The 22,682-nt window shown below is 55.7% G+C and carries 21 protein-coding genes; 10 read left to right on the top strand and 11 right to left on the bottom strand.

Features of this window, described 5'->3' with window-relative positions; translation table 11 throughout:
* Window positions 1-371 precede the first annotated feature (371 nt).
* Both Q0K02_RS07385 and ybaK read right to left on the bottom strand, forming a co-directional pair.
* Entirely contained in the window at window positions 372-1,895 is a 1,524-nt protein-coding gene (locus tag Q0K02_RS07385) for a sigma 54-interacting transcriptional regulator (protein ID WP_294486809.1), read from the bottom strand.
* 4 nt (window positions 1,896-1,899) lie between these two features.
* Window positions 1,900-2,382, bottom strand: coding sequence for a Cys-tRNA(Pro) deacylase (ybaK, locus tag Q0K02_RS07380; RefSeq protein WP_294486805.1), 483 nt, complete (start codon window positions 2,380-2,382; stop codon window positions 1,900-1,902).
* 202 nt (window positions 2,383-2,584) lie between these two features.
* Between ybaK and Q0K02_RS07375 the strand changes: the two genes are divergently transcribed.
* The 5 genes from Q0K02_RS07375 (at window position 2,585) to Q0K02_RS07355 (ending at window position 7,131) form a co-directional block, all read left to right on the top strand.
* Window positions 2,585-3,592, top strand: a complete 1,008-nt coding sequence (locus tag Q0K02_RS07375) for an ATP-binding cassette domain-containing protein (protein ID WP_294486802.1) — start codon at window positions 2,585-2,587, stop codon at window positions 3,590-3,592.
* Entirely contained in the window at window positions 3,585-4,247 is a 663-nt protein-coding gene (locus Q0K02_RS07370) for a methionine ABC transporter permease (RefSeq protein ID WP_294486799.1), read from the top strand. The genes Q0K02_RS07375 and Q0K02_RS07370 overlap by 8 nt, the downstream gene beginning before the upstream one ends.
* Before the next feature lie 35 nt (window positions 4,248-4,282).
* On the top strand, window positions 4,283-5,083 hold the full coding sequence (locus Q0K02_RS07365) for a MetQ/NlpA family ABC transporter substrate-binding protein (protein ID WP_294486796.1): 801 nt from the start codon (window positions 4,283-4,285) through the stop codon (window positions 5,081-5,083).
* A gap of 407 nt (window positions 5,084-5,490) precedes the next feature.
* The gene (locus Q0K02_RS07360; RefSeq protein ID WP_294486793.1) at window positions 5,491-6,744 is read left to right on the top strand and encodes a [FeFe] hydrogenase, group A; all 1,254 of its coding nucleotides are present in this window, start codon (window positions 5,491-5,493) and stop codon (window positions 6,742-6,744) included.
* A 9-nt stretch (window positions 6,745-6,753) separates the two neighbouring features.
* Window positions 6,754-7,131, top strand: coding sequence for an iron hydrogenase small subunit (locus tag Q0K02_RS07355; RefSeq protein ID WP_294486790.1), 378 nt, complete (start codon window positions 6,754-6,756; stop codon window positions 7,129-7,131).
* A 2,356-nt stretch (window positions 7,132-9,487) separates the two neighbouring features.
* On the opposite strand, the gene Q0K02_RS07350 is transcribed toward Q0K02_RS07355, so the two are convergent.
* From Q0K02_RS07350 to glpA, 3 genes are read right to left on the bottom strand one after another with little or no spacing between them, the layout of a single operon-like run.
* Window positions 9,488-10,696 (bottom strand): anaerobic glycerol-3-phosphate dehydrogenase subunit C, encoded by a 1,209-nt coding sequence (locus tag Q0K02_RS07350; protein ID WP_294486787.1) that lies wholly within the window; start codon window positions 10,694-10,696, stop codon window positions 9,488-9,490.
* A gap of 3 nt (window positions 10,697-10,699) precedes the next feature.
* Window positions 10,700-11,959: an anaerobic glycerol-3-phosphate dehydrogenase subunit GlpB gene (glpB, locus tag Q0K02_RS07345; protein ID WP_294486784.1), complete on the bottom strand. Its 1,260-nt coding sequence runs from the start codon at window positions 11,957-11,959 to the stop codon at window positions 10,700-10,702.
* Entirely contained in the window at window positions 11,943-13,553 is a 1,611-nt protein-coding gene (gene glpA / locus Q0K02_RS07340) for an anaerobic glycerol-3-phosphate dehydrogenase subunit GlpA (protein WP_294486782.1), read from the bottom strand. The genes glpB and glpA overlap by 17 nt, the downstream gene beginning before the upstream one ends.
* A gap of 247 nt (window positions 13,554-13,800) precedes the next feature.
* Here glpA and Q0K02_RS07335 point away from each other — a divergent pair, with 247 nt between their 5' ends.
* On the top strand, window positions 13,801-14,577 hold the full coding sequence (locus tag Q0K02_RS07335) for an HAD-IIA family hydrolase (protein ID WP_294486781.1): 777 nt from the start codon (window positions 13,801-13,803) through the stop codon (window positions 14,575-14,577).
* 455 nt (window positions 14,578-15,032) lie between these two features.
* Here Q0K02_RS07335 and Q0K02_RS07330 read toward each other — a convergent pair whose 3' ends face one another.
* Window positions 15,033-15,911 (bottom strand): PHP domain-containing protein, encoded by an 879-nt coding sequence (locus Q0K02_RS07330; protein WP_294486778.1) that lies wholly within the window; start codon window positions 15,909-15,911, stop codon window positions 15,033-15,035.
* Window positions 15,912-16,156: 245 nt separating this feature from the next.
* On the opposite strand from Q0K02_RS07330, the gene Q0K02_RS07325 reads away from it, so the two are divergent.
* Window positions 16,157-16,522: an Hsp20/alpha crystallin family protein gene (locus Q0K02_RS07325; protein ID WP_294486775.1), complete on the top strand. Its 366-nt coding sequence runs from the start codon at window positions 16,157-16,159 to the stop codon at window positions 16,520-16,522.
* A gap of 4 nt (window positions 16,523-16,526) precedes the next feature.
* Complete coding sequence (locus tag Q0K02_RS07320; RefSeq protein WP_294486772.1) at window positions 16,527-16,883, top strand: Hsp20 family protein; 357 nt, start codon at window positions 16,527-16,529, stop codon at window positions 16,881-16,883.
* A gap of 22 nt (window positions 16,884-16,905) precedes the next feature.
* Here Q0K02_RS07320 and Q0K02_RS07315 read toward each other — a convergent pair whose 3' ends face one another.
* Both Q0K02_RS07315 and Q0K02_RS07310 read right to left on the bottom strand, forming a co-directional pair.
* Window positions 16,906-17,394 (bottom strand): pyridoxamine 5'-phosphate oxidase family protein, encoded by a 489-nt coding sequence (locus Q0K02_RS07315; protein ID WP_294486771.1) that lies wholly within the window; start codon window positions 17,392-17,394, stop codon window positions 16,906-16,908.
* Window positions 17,391-17,912 (bottom strand): GNAT family N-acetyltransferase, encoded by a 522-nt coding sequence (locus Q0K02_RS07310; protein ID WP_294486769.1) that lies wholly within the window; start codon window positions 17,910-17,912, stop codon window positions 17,391-17,393. Before Q0K02_RS07310 ends, Q0K02_RS07315 begins: the two co-directional genes overlap by 4 nt.
* On the opposite strand from Q0K02_RS07310, the gene Q0K02_RS07305 reads away from it, so the two are divergent.
* Window positions 17,912-18,505 carry an NUDIX domain-containing protein gene (locus Q0K02_RS07305; RefSeq protein ID WP_294486765.1) on the top strand — a complete coding sequence of 198 codons (594 nt, stop codon included), beginning with the start codon at window positions 17,912-17,914 and terminating at the stop codon, window positions 18,503-18,505. The two genes, Q0K02_RS07310 and Q0K02_RS07305, sit on opposite strands and share 1 nt — an antisense overlap.
* A 2-nt stretch (window positions 18,506-18,507) precedes the next feature.
* On the opposite strand, the gene Q0K02_RS07300 is transcribed toward Q0K02_RS07305, so the two are convergent.
* Window positions 18,508-19,293, bottom strand: a complete 786-nt coding sequence (locus Q0K02_RS07300) for an inositol monophosphatase family protein (protein ID WP_294486763.1) — start codon at window positions 19,291-19,293, stop codon at window positions 18,508-18,510.
* 7 nt (window positions 19,294-19,300) lie between these two features.
* Window positions 19,301-20,272, bottom strand: a complete 972-nt coding sequence (locus tag Q0K02_RS07295; protein ID WP_294486760.1) for a GAF domain-containing protein — start codon at window positions 20,270-20,272, stop codon at window positions 19,301-19,303.
* A 596-nt stretch (window positions 20,273-20,868) separates the two neighbouring features.
* On the opposite strand from Q0K02_RS07295, the gene Q0K02_RS07290 reads away from it, so the two are divergent.
* Entirely contained in the window at window positions 20,869-22,029 is a 1,161-nt protein-coding gene (locus tag Q0K02_RS07290) for an MFS transporter (protein ID WP_294486758.1), read from the top strand.
* A 138-nt stretch (window positions 22,030-22,167) separates the two neighbouring features.
* Here the strand turns inward: Q0K02_RS07290 and Q0K02_RS07285 are convergent, their stop codons facing one another.
* On the bottom strand, window positions 22,168-22,551 hold the full coding sequence (locus Q0K02_RS07285) for a hypothetical protein (RefSeq protein ID WP_294486756.1): 384 nt from the start codon (window positions 22,549-22,551) through the stop codon (window positions 22,168-22,170).
* Window positions 22,552-22,682 lie beyond the last annotated feature (131 nt).

Here is a 22,682-nt window from a genome sequence, read left to right as displayed (position 1 = left end):
CCCCACGCGGGTGGGGAAGACGAACATCTGCACACACTGCCGAAAAATAGAAGAGAAACACCCCCACGCGGGTGGGGAAGACTCGATCAGGGAGAAAACATGCTGCTGTGGATATGAAACACCCCCACGCGGGTGGGGAAGACCCCACGCCGAAGTAGCCGGCGTCGCTGGCCGCGGAAACACCCCCACGCGGGTGGGGAAGACACTGGGATTTTATTGGATTTTTTGGGGCAGGTCAAACGCGAAAGCCGTTTGATGCAGACGCCATCGTTCATCCTCGGCAGACGTAGTTCGGAAAGCATCCTCCGAAGAGACGCTTTCCCTGTCGTCCTGTCCGGGAAAACAACTATCGTTAGTCACGTCGGCGTCGATCAGCTTGACGTGCGGAAGGCCTTGTAGGTAATCCCGTATTTCTTCATGCGCAGGGCCATCATTCTTTCCGTCAGCCCGAGAGCCCGGGCCGCCTGACCGAGATGGCCGTGAAAATGCGAGAGCGCCTCAATGATGTAGGCCCGCTCCATTTCATCCAGACGCTGTTGCAGCGAGCCCATGGCCGGGGGCGCGTCGCTGCCGTCCTTTTCGCTGTAGGGGCATCCCGCGCTGTGAAGGTTGGGCGGAAGATGCAGCGGCAGAATAAGTCCTTCCTCACTGACCAGAAGCACGGCGCGCTCAATGACGTTTTCCAGCTCGCGGATGTTGCCCGGCCAGCGGTAACGCTGCAGCATCTCCATGGCGGAAAGCGAAAGACGCACCCCGGTTTTTCCGTTGGCTTCGCTGTATTTTTTTACGAAGTACGCCGCAAGAGACAGAATGTCCTCCTGCCTGTCCCTGAGCGGCGGCAGCTGAATGGGAAAAACATTGAGGCGGTAGTAGAGGTCCTTGCGGAAGGTGCCGTCCTTGACCATCTGCTCAAGGTCGCGGTTGGTCGCCGCAATGAGACGCACGTCCACCTGAATGCTTTCCATGCCTCCAAGACGCTCGAAACTGCGTTCCTGAATGACGCGCAGAAGCTTTGCCTGCATGGCCAGACTGAGTTCTCCCACTTCGTCGAGAAACAGGGTGCCGGTGTCGGCCAGTTCAAAACGCCCCTTGCGAACGCCCGTTGCGCCGGTAAATGCGCCGCGTTCGTGGCCGAACAGCTCGCTTTCCACCAGACTGTCCGGAAGCGCAGCGCAGTTCAGCGAAATGAAAGGATTTTTGCTTCGTCCGCTGGCTTCGTGAATGGCATGGGCGGCAAGTTCCTTGCCGGTGCCGCTTTCGCCGCGCAAAAGAACGGTGGCCGAAGAGGGCGCCGCCTGACGGATGCGGGTAAAGACGAGATTCATGCTCTCCGACTGGCCGATGAAGCCCTGAATGCGTCCGTCGGAAGGCTCGGACGGCTTCTTTTTCGCAGGCGACGCCAGCTGCGCCCGGCATTGTCCCGCCGTGTGGGAAAGCAGTCCGGCAATGATCGTCAGCATGCGGCTCTGATCGTCCAGCGTTTCCCTCGCTCCCACGCGTCGATCCACGGCCAGCGCCCCCACCACCTGATCGTCCAGACGGATGGGCACGCAAATGAAGGCCGTGTGTTCCTTGCGCAGGTTCCGTGCTCTTGTTCTGTTCAGAAAGCGGGCGTCGTCGGCCACGTCGGGAACGATTTCCGGGCGGCCGCTGGCAATGACCCGGCCCGTGATGCCTTCGCCTATGGCGTAGTGTCCGCGGGCCTGTTCGGCCGCAGAAAATCCCAGTGACGCATAAATGCGCACCTCGCTGTTGTCCGGCTCCGTCAGGCAGATGGCGGCCCGCTTCATGGCCAGGTGTCTGGACATGATCTGGAGCGTCAGCTGCAGGGCTTCGCGCGGAGGAAGAGAGCGTTCCAGCGCGTCGGCTATTTCAGTAAGCAGAACGAGATGCATGACGTCAGCTCATCACGATGTCGGCAAATACCGCGTCCACGGCTTTGGCCAGATCATCCGGGGCAATGACGAACTGCAGACCACGCTGCCCGGCGGACACGTAAATTTTATCGAACAGCACGGCCGTTTCGTCGATGCACACGGGATAGGCCTTCTTGGTGCCCACGGGAGAACAGCCCCCGCGAATATATCCCGTCAGGGGAAGCACTTCCTTGAGCGGCACCATTTCTGCGCTTTTGTCGTGAAAGACGGCGGCCAGCTTCTTGAGATCCAGCTCCGCATTGCCGGGAAGCACGGCCAGAGCAATGCCGTTCGGATGTCCGCGCGTGACCAGCGTTTTAAAAACGCAGGAGGGATCAACCCCCATGCTCTCGGCGACATGCGTTGCCGACAGATCATCAACATCAACAGGGTAACTGTTCAGTTCGTAGGGAATGCCAAGTTTGTCCAGCGTGCGGGCGGCATTGGTTTTTTTGACGGATGCCATTACATACTCCATTCAGATGAGTCCGCTTTCAGAGAAACGGCCTCGGCGATGTTCGATATTTTAACCACGAACAGAAAGAAAGTACAGAGGCGTAAGGGAGGGCGAGATATTTCTATTCACAAAAGAAGAAAAACAGGCTAAGCTCATACGTCTTTCTATGCGAAGGACATATTTTTTCCCGCAAACGCGGGTGGAGTGAGTCATGGCGGAGCCCATCATCAGAATCTGCAACCTGGAAAAAAAATTCCAGAGCAAGAATTCTGAAGTCTATGCCCTGCAGGGCATTAACCTTGACATCAATCAAGGTGATATTTTCGGAATCATAGGCAGAAGCGGAGCAGGCAAGTCCACGCTGGTGCGCTGCATCAATATGCTTGAGCGCCCGACGGGCGGACAGGTGCTCTTTGAAGGCAAGGACCTCTGCCGCCTCGGCGACAGAGAACTGCGTCAGGCCCGCCGTTCCATGGGCATGATCTTTCAGCAGTTCAACCTGCTCATGCAGCGTACGGCTGCGGAAAACGTCTGCTTCCCCATGGAACTCGTGGGTACGCCCAAGGACAAGGCCCGTCGCCGAGCCGCGGAACTCCTGGAACTCGTGGGACTGGCCGACAGAGCGAATTCTTACCCCTCTCAGCTTTCCGGCGGGCAGAAACAGCGCGTGGCCATCGCCAGAGCGCTGGCGTCCGATCCCAAGGTGCTGCTTTGCGACGAAGCCACGTCCGCCCTTGATCCCAGCACGACGGAATCCATTCTTTCTCTTATTAAGGATATCAATCAGCGTCTGGGCATCACGGCCGTCATCATCACGCACGAAATGAGCGTGATCGAAAAAATATGCAGCCATGTCGCCATCATTGCCGGCGGCAAGATTGCGGAAACCGGTCCGGTGGAAGAAGTCTTTTATCACCCCCGCACGGAAGCCGCCCGGACCATGGTCATTCCTGAAGCCATCAAACCGGAAAAACTGCCGCAGGAAAGAGTGGTGCGCATCGTGTTCAACGGCAGCAGCACGCTGGAGCCCATCATCGGCAACATGATCCTCGACTGCGGCAAGCCGCTCAGTATTCTGTACTCCGATCTGCGCGAAATAGACGGCGTCGTCTGCGGGCAGATGGTGATGCAGCTCCCCGACGACGAAGTTGCCTGTGAACGAATCCGCGCATTTGCCGCTTCCCGCGGCCTTGAACTGGAGGACATGAATCATGTTTGATGCGCAGCTTGTGGAAATGCTGTGGGAAGGCGTGCTCGACACCCTGTATATGACCGTTGTGTCCACGGTGCTTTCCTATGTGTTCGGCATGGTCATGGGCGTGCTCCTGGTCATTTGCCGCAAGGACGGCATAGCTCCGCACCCCGTGTTCTACGCCGTGCTCGACATGGTGGTGAACCTGACCCGTTCTTTCCCCTTCCTTATTCTGATGATCGCCGTCATTCCGTTCACCCGCTTCCTCGTGGGAACCACCATCGGCAACAATGCCACCGTGGTTCCTCTGGTCATTGCGGCGGCTCCCTTTGTCGCAAGGCTCATCGAGGCCTCGTTGCTTGAAGTCGACGGTGGCGTGGTGGAAGCCGCGCAGTCCATGGGAGCGTCCACCTGGCAGATCATCGTCAAGGTGCTGCTGCCGGAAGCCCTGCCTTCCCTGCTCAACGGCAGCGCCGTGGCGGCCATCACCATTCTGGGATATTCGGCCATGTCCGGCGCGGTCGGCGGCGGCGGTCTCGGCAAGCTCGCCATCATGTACGGCTACAACCGCTATCAGACGGACATCATGTTCGCCACCATCATTCTTCTCATCGTTATCGTTCAGTTGTTCCAGATGCTGGGCAACTGGGCGACAAAGCGCTCTGACAAGCGCTTATCCTAATTGGTGCATCCGCACCGGAACTCAGAGAGGTACTCATGAAACTCTGCCCCGTTCTTTGTTCAGCGCTGCTTTCCATCGCCTTCGCAGGAGCGTTTATTCAGGCCGAAGCCGCCGAGGTCAAGGTCGGCGCGTCTCCCACCCCTCATGCCGAAATCCTCAAGGCCGCCGTTCCGCTGATGAAGGCCAGAGGGCACGAACTTAAAATAGTCGAGTACGCCGACTACGTGCAGCCCAACATGGCGCTCGATGCCGGAGAACTCGACGCCAACTACTTCCAGCATCAACCCTATCTCTCCGACTTCAATAAGGAAAAGGGTACGAAGCTGGTTTCCATCGCTTCCGTGCATTATGAACCCTTCGGCATTTACGCCGGAAGGACCAAGGCCCTGAAGGATCTCAAAAACGGCGCCGTGGTGGCCGTGCCCAACGACACCACCAACGAAGCCCGCGCGCTGCTTCTTCTGCAGTCCAACGGCCTCATCAAGCTGAAGGACGGCGCAGGTCTGACCGCTACCCGTCGCGATATTGTGGAGAATCCCAGAAAGCTGAAGATCGAGGAACTTGAAGCCGCGCAGCTGGTGCGTTCCCTGCCCGACGTTGACTTTGCCACCATCAACGGCAACTATGCGATTCTCGGCGGCCTCAAGGTGAAGGACGCCCTGGCTGCGGAAACGGCGGATTCCATTGCCGCCACCACCTATGCCAACATCCTGGCCGTGCGCGAAGGCGACGAGCAGCGCCCCGAGCTGAAGGATCTGGCGGAAGTTCTGAAGAGCGACGAAATAAAGAAGTTCATGAACGACAAGTATGAAGGCGCAGTAGTGCCCGCTAAGTAAATTTTTTTGACTTCCGATTCATGCAAGGCGTCGGGTTTTTGCGGCGCCTTTTTTTTATTTTGCTGTGAGATATGGGAATATTGTGGATAACTCCTTTTGAACAATTGTCTCCTTGCCCGGAGTAAAAACAATATACTGTTGCTCTCTTGAAGAATATGTGTCGACGCCGATGTCGAAACAGTGGAGAATCCCTCCCGAAGCTTGCCCGGACGGAGGGGAAAATCCTCAGACCTCGGAAAAATATTGTGTGAAATCATCAAGAAAGCTGCACTGACAAAAGGAAAAATCAGTCGGATTATTTACAAGAGCCGTTTAATGGGGTAGGGTATTACAACGCAATGTATCCCGACCTGTCCGCATGTCATGCGGGGGATTCATGGCCGAACTTTTTACCTGTGGAGAGTTGAATGGCTCGTATTACTATGGAGCATGTGCAGTACGAAGCGCATGTCCCCGCGGTTGGGAGCAACCCGGACCAGCTTTCTTTTGTGCAGATCGATCCTAAAAAGTGCATCGGTTGCGATTCCTGCCAGCGCTATTGCCCTGTGGACGCCATTTACGGCGCGTCCGGCAAGGTGCATAGCATTCCTCATCCCGAAGTTTGCATCAACTGCGGCCAGTGCCTTGTTCATTGCCCCCAGGGCGCTATCTATGAAGAACAGACCTGGGTGCCCGAACTGGAAAAGAAACTTGCCGACAAGAGCGTGAAGTGCATTGCCATGCCCGCGCCTGCCGTGCGTTATGCGCTCGGCGAAGCGTTCGGCATGCCTGTGGGCTCCGTGACCACCGGTCGCATGCTTACCGCCCTCAAGATGCTCGGCTTTGCCCACTGCTGGGACACTGAATTCACTGCCGACGTCACCATCTGGGAAGAGGCTTCCGAATTCGTGGAACGTCTCAAGGCTCAGAAGGATCTGCCTCAGTTCACCTCCTGCTGCCCCGGCTGGCAGAAGTACTGCGAAACGTATTATCCCGATCTTCTTCCGCATTTTTCCTCCTGCAAGTCTCCGGTCGGCATGAACGGCGCGCTCTCCAAGACGTACGGCGCCGAGCAGAAAGGCTATGACAAGGAAAAGATCTATACGGTTTCCATCATGCCCTGCGTGGCCAAGAAGTATGAAGGACTGCGTCCTGAGCTGCACTCCAGCGGCACCCGCGACATCGACGCCACCATCAATACCCGTGAGCTCGCCTATATGATAAAGAAGGCGGGTATTGATCTTGCGCATCTGCCGGAAAGCGGCGTAGATTCCCTTATGGGTGAATCCACCGGCGGTGCTACCATCTTCGGCGTGACCGGCGGCGTCATGGAAGCGGCGCTTCGCTTTGCCTATCAGGCCGTGACCGGCGAAAAGCCCGGCAAGATGGACTTCTATCCCGTTCGCGGCATGCAGGGATTCCGTGAAGCGACCATCAATATCGCAGGTACGGAAGTCAAGGTTGCCGTGGTTCATGGCGCCAAGAACTTCCCCGCCGTGCTCAACAAGGTTCGTGCGGGTGAATGCCCCTATCATTTCATTGAATTCATGGCCTGCCCCGGCGGCTGTGTCTGCGGCGGCGGTCAGCCCATCATGCCTACCGTGTGGGACGTGTTTGAACGCAAGACCGGTCAGCTTTTTGCCAGTTACAGACAGCGTCTTGAAGAAAATCAGCAGGCATAAGGAGATACCATGTCTATTAAGAGCATTACCCGTCGTGGTTTCCTGCGTGGCTGCTGCATCATCACCGGCACGTTGGCTATTGGCGCTCATTGGACCGGTCGTGCCGTTGCAGGTGTGCGCAGTCTCAAGGACTATATGCAGGACCGCATCGCAAGCGTGTACCGCGAAGACAAGTCCTTTGTTCATCGCGCCTCTCAGGACAACGTGCAGGTGCAGGAACTTTACAAGAAGTTTCTGGACAAACCTCTGAGCGAAAAGTCTCATCACCTTCTGCATACGACGTGGACGGATAAGTCCGCTGCCGTCAGAAAGCTGCACGAGGAGGGCCAGTACCCCGGACCTCGCGGTGGTGAATTCCGCTATAAGAAGTATCCTTACGAAGCCTAGTAAAAAGGCCTCATCCTTTTATGCTGAACGCCCTGTGGAAACACAGGGCGTTTATGTTTTAATTGACCAAGAGGGCAGGGCGGATGATTTGTTGAAGGCCGCCCCTGCAATGAAAGTCGGCGAAAAATATCAGGATTCTGCTAGACGGTCCCTGGAGCGGGAGGGGACGCATCATGAGCATTATTCCCGTTGCAGGGACTTCCGAGGGAAGGATGCGCTTTCGGCAGTCGCTGCAATGCAAGGTTTTATAATGTTTATAATAACAAGCAATTACAGAAGGATACGATTGCTTTAGGACTTTTTCTGAAGTATCACTTTAAGATTCAACATACGTCGATACTACACATGAAAGCCCGGATTGATTGCGAGGATTTCAACGTTCTTGATCTGGAAGCGGGGCGTTTCTCGTCGCAGGCTCCCTTTTTCAGAATGCAGCGGATGGTTCGCTCCAGACGAGAAAATGCCGTCCCTCGGTGCCGGCTGTGGACGCCGCTGCATATGGGGCATCGAAAGTTCGTGCGAGTTTTGCGATAAAGACCACCATTCGGATAGTTTGATCTTCTTGGATCACGGGCAAATATCTCCGCGGAACTATTTTGGTTCGTCCAGTAATCAATAGGGCGGTCGTAAAGTGAAAAATGTTATAAATCGAGGCTGCTTAGAATCTGTACCATCTCGACATCCGGCTTACCACAGCCCCGGATAGGTTTCCAAAATCAAAAATGGTGAAGCCTGTGCGGGATCTTTGAAATTTAATGAATATCATCCGCATAGATTTCTCCACACACCGCACGGACAGTCCGACGGCGTTGATTCGGAAAGCTAGGCAAAGGCCGCGGAATGCACAACAGGAATTTTCCGAGAGAGTAGGGGAGTGCCATGCATGGGAAGCTCCCCAGCGAAGGCGGCGGAAAAAAATGAAGATCAGCTGGCGAAAGCCAACGGCTGGTTGATGCTGCGTATTGTGAACGACGAAAGATCAGGACAACAGCTTATCAGGCCAAAGCAAGGCAGGCAGAATCGGCAACTAAAGTCCAAATTTTCGATGTCGAACTCAGGTCCAACAAACAACGAACTTAGGGAGTAAAACCGGCTTTCCTGATATAGAAGTCGGATTTTTTATTTTCGAGGCGGAAGACTTTCTTTTTAAAGGGTTCCTATAGAAAAATAGAGAACGTTTCCTAATAGGAATTATCTCGATGCGGATAATTAATTATTTTATTTGTCTCATAATGTAAATTATGTAAACTTTTCAAACGCAAAATATAAATATATCAACGCACTAAAAATATCAAACCAAAAGGGCCCTCTTCTCACCTTTTCCCAAAGCCTGATTTTTCAGACCACTAAAGGAAATATATTGAAAACTTTTGCCCTGTCTTTGAAAAAAAGAAAATGAATTACCTTTGACTTTTTCCATCTCCAACCAGGGAGGGGCGTTAGTTTCCTTTTCGGTCACCCTAGGATCTTGAACGCTCCCATTCGGAAGTGTTTTCAAAAACACTGCTCTTTGATATGCGCCGCCCTGCACCTCTCCTCATGCCGAGTGTTCCGACGCTTGCTTAGATTCCCGATAAAGACATTCTGCCTGAACCCCAAAGGCAGCACACCACCAGATCGACCGCCAATGGAGGACGCCGTACAGCTACGTCTCCCTCAGCAAGCTCGTGGGCATGGCCCTTGAATACAACATTGATATCGCCCCGCAGCGTCATCTCCGGGAAACGCCTTGTTCAGCCCATTTTCGACCTATTTTCATTTTCGATGGCGGCTGCGCAATATTGAAATAGCCATCCACCCCATATTTTTTCACGGACTCCATAGAAAAAACACGCGCCTGTTTTCTGGAACAGCCTAAAGTTCAAGGACTCCATTCTAGAGTACTCGCCCCTGCCTGCAATCCCATGACGAGGTCGCCCGTCACTTCCATGCTGGAAAGCCTGTAGAAAAGTCATGGACTCCTCAGCTCTCGTTGCCGTTCCTCACCAGGAATGGAAAAATTATTACTGCCCTCCCCTTCTCTTCTGATTCTGACGTTATTCCCTCAGACGCGAAAGTTGGATTTATTAAGGATGGCAGAAAGTCCACCTCAAGCTGGACACATCACAATAAGGGCCTTTTCAGATAACCATACTGAGCGAAAAGACCATACTAAATACAAAATTTTGAACGATTATCGTAAATATATCTGCAATTGGAGATTTTTGCTGTGAAAAACCTTCAAAAACAAGTTTGAAATGACTTTTTCAGGTACGAAAAAATAAAAAAACGCGCAGGAGGCGATTTGCGGCCCGAAAATAAAAAATCCGTCCCTCGGGTCACGAAGGACGGATTTTTTATCGTCATTTTTTAATTATTACTTAACTTTTTTTTCCAGTCGACGGCGCAGAATGGTCAACGGATGATCACAGGGATTGCCCGTGCCATGAATGATCTGCACTTTGCAGGTACCGCATTCCGTTGCGACCTGACGAATGCCGCTGTCCTTGATGGTTTCAAAAAGTTTGGAGCCGATGGCCATGCCGATGTCGTACTTTTCCTTTTTGAAACCATAGCTTCCGGAGATGCCGCAGCAGCCCGCGTCGGCGTTGACGGCATGAACACCGGGAAGCAGACGAAGAATGTCGAGGCCGGGGAAGCCGATGCCCTGCGCACGCAGATGACAGGGCGCGTGATAGATAACGTCAAGCGGCGTGGTGTCCGCTCCAGAAATGTCCAGCTCGCCGCGTTCGATGCAGCCAAGAATGAATTCCATGGCGTCGTCGAGAGCCGTGGACTCCATCTTTTCGGCAAGATCCGGGAAAAAGGCGGGAATTTCGGATTTGAACATGAGCTGGCAGCTCGGGCAGAGAGACAGCACGGGAATGCCGGCCTTGCGCCAGGCCGCGAGTTCCTCAAGGTTCTTGACGGCGTTCTTTCTGGCGTCGGATTCAAAACCGTTGGTGTACAGCGGAGTTCCGCAGCAGCAGAATACTTCTGGAGACTCCACGCGGTAGCCTGCCTGATTGAGCAGCCAGACAAGATCAATGCCCGTCTCGGGAGCATAGGCCTTGATGAAGCATCCCGGATAGAACACCACGCGCTTGGTGAGGTTGTCGGGCTGCTTGTATTCCTTGAACATGGCCGGGAACTGCTTGGACGCAAACTTGGGCAGATCGGCCTTTTTGCTTACGCCGACCATGTCGAGAATCTGCTTGCTGATGGGATTGGCCATGCCGAAGTTCACAAGAAACGTGGGAAAATAGCTGACCAGCTTGGCTTCCAGCTCGCCGTGAGCCAGAATCCAGTCGCGGAACGAAGGACGATTTTCCCTGCAGTATTCCGCGCGGGCAAGCATATTGATATTGGAAACTTCCACGCCCTGCGGGCAGGAAATATCGCAGTTCTTGCAGTTCGCGCAATAGCTGAGCGAATCATCTTCACCATTGTTCAGCATACGGAAGCGTTCCGAAGCCGGTCCCAGCATACGGGGACCAAGAAACTTCGACGTCACTTCGGCAACAGGGCACTGCACCACACAGGTGGAGCAGGCAACGCATTTATCGGGATTGATATGGCGCTTCATGTCCTACTCCTTTCCTGCCAGCATACCAGCGTACCTGCCCGTGGCGAGCGCCACACCCTGACCGCATTTTTCAGCGGCAAAGTCATAACCGCCCAGAACGCGTCCGGCAAAGCGCACATTGGACAGCGCCACATTGCCTTCGGCATCCAGGGGTTTCAGATCGCTGTTGACCTTGACGCCCATGCTGGCGAAAAAGCTTGAACCAAAAATATCGGGAGACGACCATGCCTCGGTGTCGGCCGGGGCATCCAGGGGCAGACGGAAAATGCTTTCCCAGGCCTTGCCCGGAGCAGTTTCAATGCCGCCGCTCAAAAGACCGCCCGTGGCAATGATGAATTCGTCGGCATCCCAGCCGCATTCTCCATTGGCCGTCAGAGAATACACCGCCTTGCAGACGCCCTCCTCCACTTCGGCCCGAACGACTTCGGCGCTCTCCACCATATAGACGCCGGCGGCATTCAGCGCTTTTTTGAGCACCTCGCGCATGCGGAGTCCGGCCACGCCGGGAGGAATGGACACCATTTCCACAATTTTGACCTTCAATGCCGAGCAGAGCTGATTCCATATCTGCTGACTGTGCTTCATGCCGCAAATCGGAGGCAGCAGCAGAACAGGATACAGCTTCGCATACGGAGCCAGGCTCTTTTCGAGCCATTTCATGCCTTCCGGCGTTTCCACATGGCGGGCGATGTCGAGAGGCGTGATGTTGCGGTGCGCATGCTCGATGGGACAGGGAAGCACGGCTTCCATGAATTCCTTGCCGGCGAATTCCTTATAGCGATGGAGTTGCTCGATAATCAGGCCGGGATGCACGTCCTTCATGTTTTCCACCGTCACCACGGCGGCGCGATGCACATCCTTGAGGCACTCGGGATTGAAGCTGTCGGGACAGAGGTAGCTGGGCTTCAGGGTTCCCATGACGGTAACGAGGCGATGATTGCCCTCCTCCGCCGCGTGAGCCATGTCGATGCCGCCCTTCCGGCACACGCCCTTCAGCCAGTCGAGCGCTTCGCGCACCGTCTCCGCTCCGCCGATCAGGCTGTACGGATGCTCGGCAGGCAGCGAGGCCATGGCTTCAAAGGGATCGGTCACGCGCACACCGTTCTGATAGCCGAGAACATCAATGCATCCGCTGCTTATGGCCAGGGTTCCTGCGCCGTAGGTGAGCAGCGTCACGCTCTTGCCGCTCTGGGCCGCGGTGAGGGCCGCGGTCATGCCGGCAATGCCGGAACCGACTACAACAATGTCAGATTTTCTGTTCATCTTTCGCTCCGTCGATGTTCAGCGTGGCGGCGTACACGGCGCGCCCGAGTTCCATTTCTCTGGCCTGCAGTCCCCAAAGGGCAGGCCGGAGGCCCTTCCAGCGCTCCTGGAGAAATTCGCGCAGGTTGTCGGAAGGCGACAACGGGAAAGGAACCCGACATTCGGTCAGCGCTCCGATGGTGCGCAGCGAGCAGTACGTGCCCTGACAGGTGCCCATGCCCAGACGGGTGCGCAGACGCACGTCCGTCATGGACTGACTGGAAGGATCGGACGCCACGTATTCGATTTCCGCACGGGTGACCATTTCGCATTCGCAGAGCAAGGGATTGCTCTTCATGGCGGCGGCCTTTTCCACAACAATGGGGAAGGCGTCGCCCAGACGGTTCGCCACCAGCGGGACGCTGTGAACGGGGAAGTACTTGGCGGCCTTGTTCAGCATGGCGGGAGAAGGATCGGCGATAAGAGGCTCGATGGCGGTGCGGCACTCGGCATTCACGCCGAGCTTGGCACAGACCAGATCGCAGAGCTTTTCGGCCATCAGACGATACGTGGTGAACTTGCCGCCGAAGATGGAGAACATGCCGTCCAGTCCGTCTTCCGAATGATCGGAAATATGGAAGCCGCGGCTTGCGGCGCGACCTTCCGCGCTGCCCTTGGCCACATAGAGAGGACGCGTTCCGGCAAAGGCGCGCAGAATGCGATAACTGCGCAGGTTGGGAATGAGCACTTCGCCGATGTCGAGAAGCTTGAGCACGTCGGCGGTGGGAGCTTCATGCGCGTCGGGGCGATCGGCATGGAACGACGTCGTGCCGAGAATGGTGATGGAACCGTGAGGCACGAAGATGTCGCCGTCGGAACTCATGTGCAGACGGTTGACGACGCGGGACGTAAAGCGGTGGTTGAACGCCACCAGCGTGCCGCGGTCGGGCTGCACGCCGACTTCCAGTCCCACGAGTTCCGCGATCTTGCCGGCCCAGGAACCGGCGGCGTTGACCACGACGTCGCAGGAAATGCATATCTCTTCGCCGTTGACGAGGTTTCTGGCGCGGACGCCCTTCACCTTGCCACCTTCCTGATCGATGGCGAAAACCTCATGATGGGTCAGCATTTCGCCGCCGTAGCGTCTGGCGGACATGGCGTTGTGCCACACCAGGCGGAATCCGTCCACGCTGGAATCGGGCACGCGGTACACGGCCTTGATGCCGGGATCGAGATTCGGTTCGAGTCTGAGCGCTTCCTTGACGTCCACGGGTTCGGCCTTGATGCCGGCCTTGGCGCAGGCTTCGACCCAGGGCTTTTCATACGCGGGATCATCCTGCTGGCTGAGGACAAAGAACCCTTCGGATTCTTCCACGCATTCGCGACCGATGCGGCGCAGAATCATGTTTTCTTCAATGCATTCCTTAGCCGCCTCATTGTCCTTTACCGCATAACGACCGCCGCTGTGCAGCAGGCCGTGGAAGCGGGAACTTGCACCAGAAGCAATACCGCCCTGTTCCAGCAGCACTGCCTTGACTCCGCGCATACTGAGGTCTCGCAGAATGCCTATGCCCGTAGCGCCGCCGCCGATGATGACTACAGTCGTGTGTTTCACACAGCCTCCCTTGCCCTTTTGCCTGAGAAAAATTTTCATTTCCGAAAAAAGATCCGAGACAAATTACCATAATACGAAAATTATTTCTGATTTAACCTCTTAAATCAACGGCGTCAAGACGTATAAAAAAGTCAATGAGCCCAAAGGGTTGAAAAATGAATTCCGCAACGTGTTTTCCCTTGCCGTGAGGTCTGGAAAAAGTATATCGTGAGGCAGCGACAATATTTTCGCAGGAGTACAAGACATTATGAAGATATCGGAAAAGCGCTGCGTCGTTCTGGACATGGACGGCACCGTCTATCTCGGGAATATTCCCATTCCCGGAGCAGTGGATTTCATCAAGAACAACTGGGAAAAGCTGGATTTTCATTTTCTGAGCAACAACACGTCCAAGGCTCCGGACACGTATGTAAAGAAGCTGAACGGCATGGGCATTCCCGCTACGCTCGATCTCATACTTTCCCCGACCACGCCGCTGGTGGATTTTCTGAAGGAAAACAACATAGATACGGCGTATATTGTGGGCAACCGGGACTTCTGCCGCGATCTTGCTTCCCGCATGCCGGAACTGAAGCAGCAGGAAGAAGGCGCGCAGGCCGTCATACTGGCCTATGATACGGAGCTGACCTACGAAAAGCTGTCCCGCTCCGCCCTGCTTCTGGAAAATCATCCGGAAGTGCTCTTTCTGGCCACCCACCCCGACAAGGTCTGCCCCTCTCCGGAGGGCCCCCTGCCCGACGTGGGCAGCATGCTTGCGCTTTACAAGGTGGCGACGGGCCGTGAGCCTCAGCATATTTTCGGCAAGCCCGATCCCACGGTGCTGCAGCCGCTTCTGAAAAAATACCGGCGGGAAGACATGGTCATGGCCGGCGACCGCCTCAGCACGGACAAGAAGCTGGCAGAAAATGCAGGCATCGACTTCATTCTTGTTTTGAGCGGAGAAGCCACGCTGGAAGAAGCCAGAGCAGAAGCCATTCAGCCCACGGTCATTGCCGAAGATCTGGGCAAGGCCTGGGAAGAATAACTCTTGAAGGGGAGGGGGCATCCTCCCCTTTTTTGTGTGCTGACCAAAATCGCCGCGCAAAAAATTCAGTCCGGCCGCAGCAAAGGCGTTCGCAACAGGCAGAGCGGAATACATCCTGAGGGCAAGACATCGCTCTTTTTCCCCCCCGCTGCATGGGATGATCGCCGAAAGGTTGTGCCGAACGCGCCACCATCCTTAATTAATATAATTGAGGGGGACGCGCATGCCTCGGCCGTCCGAACATTTTCTCTTTCATTTTTTCAGACACACGATTTGCGCTGCCTCAGGCAAAGACAAGTCATCACGGCGCTGTGTCCGACGTTTTCTGGCGTCAGCAAGACCGCGCATCCAGACCTAAAAGAGGCAGCTTCCGACGAAGCGTTGTCGAACTTGCCATTCGACAAGGGCAAGTCACTCAGCCTGTGCATGATTAAGCCGATATCAACGCCGTCGCGTCAGGCCTGAGCCATGCCCGTTTTCAGACGATAGGCCATAAGCTCTTCGTACACGCTCATGCCGACGCGAAGATTGCCTCTTCCGCAGCCGAGATCAATTTTCGGCTTGGCCTCCCCGTGATAATCGGAACCTCCGGTGAGCTGAAGCTCATGCCGGGCGGCAATGTCCACGCAAAGGCGCACGTCTCCGGCGTCGTGTTCGCTGTGATACGCTTCAAGCGCGTCCAGGCCGACATCTTTGAGTCGGACGACAAGGCGTTCCAGCTCTTCCGCCGGGGCGCGAAGCAGTCGCGGATGAGCCATGGACACCAGCGCTCCGGCCGATTTCAGCAGAGCAACGGCTGTTTCCGGAGGCATCAGTTCGCGGGGCACGAAGGCCTCGCCGTTTCTGCCCAGATAGCGACGAAACGCCTCCTTTCGATCTTCCACCACGCCCAGTCGGCAAAGAAGTTCGGCAAAATGAGGTCGTCCGACCACACGGCCTCCGGCCAGAGCCGCCGCGTCTTCATACGTCACGTCAATGCCGAGCGCTCTCAGGCGTTCTGCAATGCGCAGATTCCTCTCCCGACGTTTTTCGCGCACTTTTGTCAGCGCCGTTTCCAAAGGAGCCGTTTTCGCCCCGCTCTGAGGAATCCACAGCCCCAGAAAATGCGCCTCTCCCCATTCCGTCGCCGTGCTGAGTTCGCAGCCGCGCACAAAGATGATCTCATGCTTTGCCGCTTCCTGCTCGGCCTCGGCAAGGCCGTCAAGCGTATCATGATCCGTGAGGGCCAGCACGGCGAGTTTTGCCTGTGCAGCTTTCCGAATCAGCTCTGTCGGACTGTCCGTGCCGTCGGAAGCCGTGCTGTGCGTATGGAGGTCTATGCGGATGATATTCATATTCCGAAACTATCACTCTTCAATCTTGTGTCAATCATGCCATTGACGGAACGCGACGATGCGATACGCTAAGGCCTGACTCGCATTGACGGAGAGAACACATGCCCGACCATAGACGTTCCGTCGTCAAAACGTTGTCGGCAACGCCTGCAAAGGATCTCTTATGATCCCGGCACAGACGCTCTTCTCCGTCAGATCCGGGCCGGATTTTCGACAACGTCCATGACGACAGCAAGGTGCCTCGCATGAAAAAATTTCCTCTTGCCGACGGTCCTACCGTTTTCGGCCATCTGTTCTACACCACGGCCATGCTGTATGACCGACGGGAACAGGCTCCCTTTCCGCCCGTGAACATCTACTGCTGCCGGGACAAGGTGCTGGTACAGGCGCTGCTTCCGGGCATGAATCTGGACGCCGTTCACATAACCATGGACAATAACCGCCTTATTTTGGAAGGCTGCATACTGCGCAGCAAGGGGCATTATCTCCACGAGGAGCGCTACAGCGGCCGCTTCCGGCGATCCGTCGTCTTGGGAGCGCCCGTGCAGCCGCATGCCGAAATTTCACTCCGCAACGGCATTCTCCAGATTGAACTCAAAAGAAGGACATGACACAATGACGCAAAAATATCGCTATCCGCAGGTGCGTCCCGCCACGGACGTCGTGGCCCTCGAGGACGGCATTCAGATCACGGCCAACATGCCGGGCGTGAACGAACAAAATCTTCAGGTAGTACTTGAAGGAAAACTGCTTCACATCACCGCAAGCTCACGCTGTCCCGTGCCTGCCGAAAAGAAGGACGTCCGAGCCCTGGAGTTCGGCAACGTGGATTTTGCTCTCGACATTGTGATGGACGATGCCTGTTCCGCGCCGGTAAGAACATCGCTGCACAACGGTGTACTCACCGTTTTTCTTCCCCGTGGGGACGGTCCGGTTACGGATATGCCCGTTGATTTTCGACAGCGCGTCTAGGGAAGTCTTGTCCGTCGCGCCGTCATCGGGCTACGACACGTCTTTTTCCCGTCATGGAAAGCACGGAAAGTTTCAGCACAGCCAGAGAAGGCACGAGTTCTTCGTGAAAATGATACGAATCGCCTTCCTTAACATGGTACTGTTCAAGGATGGCGCGCAGAGCAGGAATTTTTTCCTCATCCGACACGTATTCCATCACGCCCGTGCCGCACACGCTCTCAAATTCCATGGTGCTCTCGCACGCCCCCACCTGCGGCCCCGTGACGATATCGCCCGCCGCTTCCATGGAAAAGGCCACATGCCTGTTCTTCTGCAAAAGGTCATGCTTGTGACCGGTCGCGGCTCCGTGAAAGTACAGCACGACTCGGCCATCCTCTTCCCTCAGCCCGAAGTTCAGGGGTACCACATACGGATATTCTTCATCAAAAAAAGCCACATGACACACTCTGCACCGACGCATGACCTCGATGATCCGTGCTGGTTCCGTAATTTCCCTGTCCTTTCTTCTCATCGGCCGCCTCCTTCCCGAAGACTGTTGCAAAAATCCTCCGCAGTCAGCGACATGACCAGCGCGTCCTCGCCATCGGCATAGTAACACCTGCGCATGCCTGCCGGAGCAAATCCCAGTCCGGCGTACAGCGCTCTTGCCGGAACGTTGCCGACGCGCACTTCAAGCACGCCGTTTTCCCAGCCCTCCGGATCTTCCCCTCTTCTTGCCAGATGCTCCCCGTTCAGCGTATCCAGAAGAGCAAAGGACATCAAAGGTCGAGAGAGCCCCTTGCCCCGCTCTTCCTGACGAACGGCAATGTTCAACACCTCAAGTTCTCCGGCCAGCACCGACAGCGCAATGTAGCCCAGCAGTCGAGATTCCCGGAAAATGCCGTATCCGGCGAACCAGCGCTGCTTCCATGCCTCGGCAAACTGTTCCGCCGTCCAGCTGGAAGGAAAACAACACGCTTCCAGCGCCGCCGTTTCCGGCATATCCTCAAGTTCAAGCCAGCGAACCTTTTCCCTGCGAGAATCCGTCAATGTCTTTCCGTCCTCTTTTGAAGCACCTGCCCGACGCCCCTTATGATCTTCCCGCCGCCCGCCTGCAGAAACTAGTCGAACTTCTGGAAGGTTACGGCAGACCTTTGATGCTCACCTCGCCGAAGACGGCTTCCCGGCTGGGACTTCTGCGGCGCATTGTGCTTGTCTGCCTGAAAAATACCCGGGGGCAGGTTTATCTGCAAAAGCACCCTGCCTCGGCTCCTCTTTACGCCGGATTGTGGGACGTCTCCGCCATCGGCAGCGTTTTTGCCGGAGAATCTCCCATCGACGCCGCCTCCAGAGAACTTTACGAACAGCTCGGCGTCTCTGGAACAAGGCTGCGCCTCATTGGCTCCCTGCCTTATACCGACAATCGCGGAACCAGTCTGTCCGCATCCTTTTTTCTGGCCGGTCCGAGTCCCGCCATTCCTGTGCCGGACGGATCCCGCATGGCCGACGTCATGTTCGTCGATCAGTATGAACTGGAAGGGCTGGCCCTGCATCAGCAGGAAATGCTGACCCCGGAACTCATCTGGGCCGTACGCTCCGGCTGGATATTCCCCCGACACGGCGGGCAGTTTCTTGCCGGATGATGTCAGTCCAAAGAAAGATTCCGCAGCATCTCCCCATGCACCAGTCCGTTGCTGGCCAGTATGGGCGTGTTGAAGACATAGGGCTTGCCGTCACGGCCCGTCACCATGCCTCCGGCTTCCTCCACCAGCAGCCAGCCCGCAGCGATGTCCCAGGGCTTTATCCAGCCCTCGAAATAGGCGTCGAAACTGCCGCAGGCGACAAAGCACATGTCGAGGGCCGCAGAGCCGCAGCGCCTGACCCCTACCGTGGAATCAAGCAGAATGCGCATGTCCCTGATTACCTGATCCATATCTTCATGAACACTGTAGGGAAAACCCGTAGCAACAAGCGCGTCGGCGCACGACGTCGTGTCGCTGACGTGCAGACGCTTTCCGTTCAGCCACGCGCCCTTTCCGCGTTCGGCGACATAGCGCTCGCCCCTCACAGGCGCGGAAACCGCCCCGAGCACGACGCGACCGTTTTCCCAAAGCGCCACAGACGTGGCCGTATCGCCGAAATGGTGCGCAAAATTCGTTGTTCCATCGACAGGATCAATAATCCAGCACGTTCCCTCGGGAGAAAGCGACAGGGCGCTCTCCTCCGCCATGAACGATGCCCCGGGCACGACGTCGCGAAGATGTTCCTTGAGAAAAGCCTCAATGGCTACGTCCGTATCCGTCACGAGATCGCGCGTTCCCTTGTGCCGGATGGTTCGAGGTCGATCCCAATTGCGCAGAAAAAGGGCGTCGCTTTCATCCAGAATCGAAAGAAGCCGCCCTGCGCGTTCAGAAAGCTGCATGATATCCATAACTATCCTATTTGCCGCCGTTTGCGTTCTTTTCCGCCATGCGGAGACGGTAACGCAGCGACAGCACTTCCAGAAGACGCGCCAGATCATCGGCGGCGAGCCTGAGGAAAATTTTAAGTTCTTCTGAGATGGAACGCGCCTCTTCCATGGCAAGACACAGCACGCCGCAGGTGCTCTTGCTCACGGTTACGGGAATACATACCGTGCAGCCGAACGCGGGCACGCCTTCGCGCTTGCCGAATACGGGCGTGGAACCGGAAAAACCGTCGCTGTACACGGCTTCCTCGTTGCGGAACACCCATCCAATGATGTCGTTGTGAATGGAGAATTCCTTGTTTTCCTGTCCAGAGAGCAGCAGCGGCGGATATTCGCCTTCCATGATATAGGTAGAGCTGCCTTCCACCCGAGAAGCAAAGGCAACATAGGTAAATCTCGTAGCATCCAGGAGCACAGGAAAAATCTTGTTCAGATAGCTCTTCCAGCCGGGATAGTTATGACGCAGCTCGACAAGGTGATCCAGCGCATGGAGATATCCGGCGGAAACGCCGCCGTCGGAACGGCTCTCCATGCTCTGCACCTGCGAAAGCATGTCGGCAAACACGGCAATCAGCTTCTGCTTTTCCGGAGAAAAGGCATGCCTCTGGCAGCTGTCTATGCAGAGTATGCCGCCGTCCGGCAACGGACAGCCGAGGAAGGAACAGATTTCCGGCTCCCAGTCTTCCTTGTAGTACCCCAGATAGGCCTGATTTTCATCAATGGAGCCCACCACAATGGGAGAACGGTTCCGCAATATCCAGCCGGCCAGTCCTTTCCCCGGCTGAATGACTGCATTTTGATTGATGTGGTCGCCCTGACTGTAGGCCGCCATGATCTGCGCTCCCTGACCATTGCGGGGCGCTTCAAACAGAACGACGGAATAGGCGTCAAAGACGCTGGCGGCCAGAGCAAGTATGGATTCGACGGGATTTTTGACAATCATGGCAGAGAGTGAGTTAAGGAAAAGAGGGATGAAAGCATAGTAACAGCTGGCCGCAGGAGGGGCAAGCTTTTCCTTCCAGTGAAACTTGAAGGGTGGAAAGTTCCATTTTGCTGTCTTTCATTGCAATGTATTATTTTTCCTGCTATTTTACGCAAAAGCCTCTGCGTCTTTTTACAGCTGTTTGCGCCGCTAGGGAGACGGTGGGGAGACACAACAAGGCTCCGGCATGTAAGGTGCTGAACCGAGCTATCTTTCCCCGGAGAGTGAACTTTATCTTTCGCGGCCACGCATTCCGACCGTCACCTTCCATCCCCCTTACGTTTTAGTCTCAAGCGAAGTCGCTTCCCTTTCTCCGTGTCCCTCCGATGAGCTTTTCCAGGCCCGCAAGGCACTCCAACCGCCTTTTGGCGTCATCGCACAATCTCCCTTGGACGTGGGCCCGCCCCCCGTCCTTCATATCTTGACGAAAAGTATAAGCTTCTCTACAGATGCCGATGAACGCCGACATCGTCGAACATGCCGGCTCCGGCGATGGAAAAGGCTTTCCGTCGCGTTTCTTTTTCACATCTTTTCCCGCCCTAGGCGGGGAGTCTGTCATGAAAATCAGCTATCCCGTTTTTAAAAGTCTGCTGGCGCTGTCCCTGGGAACTCTGGGCGTGTGCATGTCGGAATTTTCCATTATGGCCATCCTCCCGGATGTTGCCAAAAGCCTGTCGGTCAGCATCCCTGAAGCCGGTCACTTCATTTCCGCCTATGCGCTGGGTGTATGTGCAGGCGCGCCGCTCACCGTACTGGTGGCGCGCTCCCGTCCCTTGCGAAGCATTCTGCTCGGCCTCATGCTTCTTTTCATCGTGGGAAACGCCATGACTGCCCTGGCCGCCAATTCCTTCATGATGCTGGCCGCCCGGTTCATCGCCGGACTTCCTCACGGAGCCTACTTCGGCGTAGCCGCCATCATTGCCGACAAACTTGTGGAAAAAGCCTATTCCGTGCTGGCCGTATCCATCGTCATTGCCGGAGCCACCATCGCCAATCTCGGAGGCGTGCCCTGCTCCACGCTGCTTACGCATCTTCTGTCCTGGCGTCTGGCCTACGGCCTCGTGGCCTGCGTAGGCCTGGCCGTCATCATCTGCGTGCTCATTTGGGTGCCGAAGTTGCCTGGCCTCAAAAATTCCGGCTTCCTTGAACAGTTCCGGTTTCTTCGCCAGCCTCAGCCCTGGATCATCTTTATGGCCATCGTTCTGGGCAACGGAGGCATATTCTGCTGGTACAGCTATGTTTCCCCTTTCCTCACGGACGTTTCCGGTCTGGATCCGAGCAAAATGACTCTGGTCATGACCTTCGCAGGCGCCGGCATGGTGCTCGGCAACTCCCTCAGCGGCAAGCTCTCCATGCGCTTCAGCTCGTCGGCCATAGCTTCCGGCATGCAGGGAATCATGGCCGTCAGTCTTCTCGGTCTCTTCTTCGCCGGAGAGTACCTGATAATTTCACTGGTGCTTCTTTTCCTCTGCACGGCCTGTCTGTTCGGCGTTTCCGCGCCTCAGCAGATGCTTCTGCTTCAGAACGCCCGCGGAGGAGAAATGCTCGGCGCAGCGCTTGCACAGGTCGGATTCAACATCGGCAACGCCATGGGCGCATTTTTTGGAGGACTGTCCATCGACGCAGGCAACGGCTACGCCAGCACGGCCCTGATAGGAGCGGCATGCACGCTCGTCGGCTGTCTGCTGCTCGCCTTTTACGGGCGTCATCATGCCTGAAACTGCCTTTGCCGACCAAGGCGGCTTGCAGGATAAGTCAGGACAATCCCTTCAAGAGAGGGTTTGATTTTGGTTAAAAGAAATCCCCGGAGCAAACACTCCGGGGATTTTCTTTATATCATCCTCCGTTTCACGGAATCAACGTTGCCGCCGCGCCCTGCGAATGCCGGAAACGCTGCGAACCGGCACGGGCTCTTTGACGGGGACGGGGGTAAAGCACATGCCCTCCAGCCAGAAAAGAAAACCGTCCGCCAAAGCTTCGCAGCTTTTCTTCAGGCTTCCCCGGCGCAGTGCGCTCTTGGCCACGGTCTTTTCCAAAGAAAACTCCTTTTTGATGTACGGTTCGGTCTTGTCCGACGCCGAGCGGTCCGCGGCGCGATGCACGATCTTCAAAAGATAGTTCTGACCGAGATCATGAATATCAAAGTGAAGGCGCTGCCCCATGAACTCGAAGATATGCTCTTCAATCCACGGACATCCTCTTCTTTTCAGGGCGTTCCTTACTTCGTCGTAAAGTTCCATAACGGACTCCTTGAATGTGGTGATCCCTTGGTTTCAAGATTCCCGCTGACAGAGAAAAAGATCAAGTTGAAAAGTCTTGCTGAAATATTTCAAAATGTTTTCCTGCCGCTTTGATCCTCCGGCACACAATC

The organism is uncultured Mailhella sp. (assembly GCF_944324995.1).
Taxonomy (GTDB): domain Bacteria; phylum Desulfobacterota; class Desulfovibrionia; order Desulfovibrionales; family Desulfovibrionaceae; genus Mailhella.
Note: the sequence above shows the minus strand (reverse complement) of the source record. Positions and strands in the feature narration are given on the sequence as shown.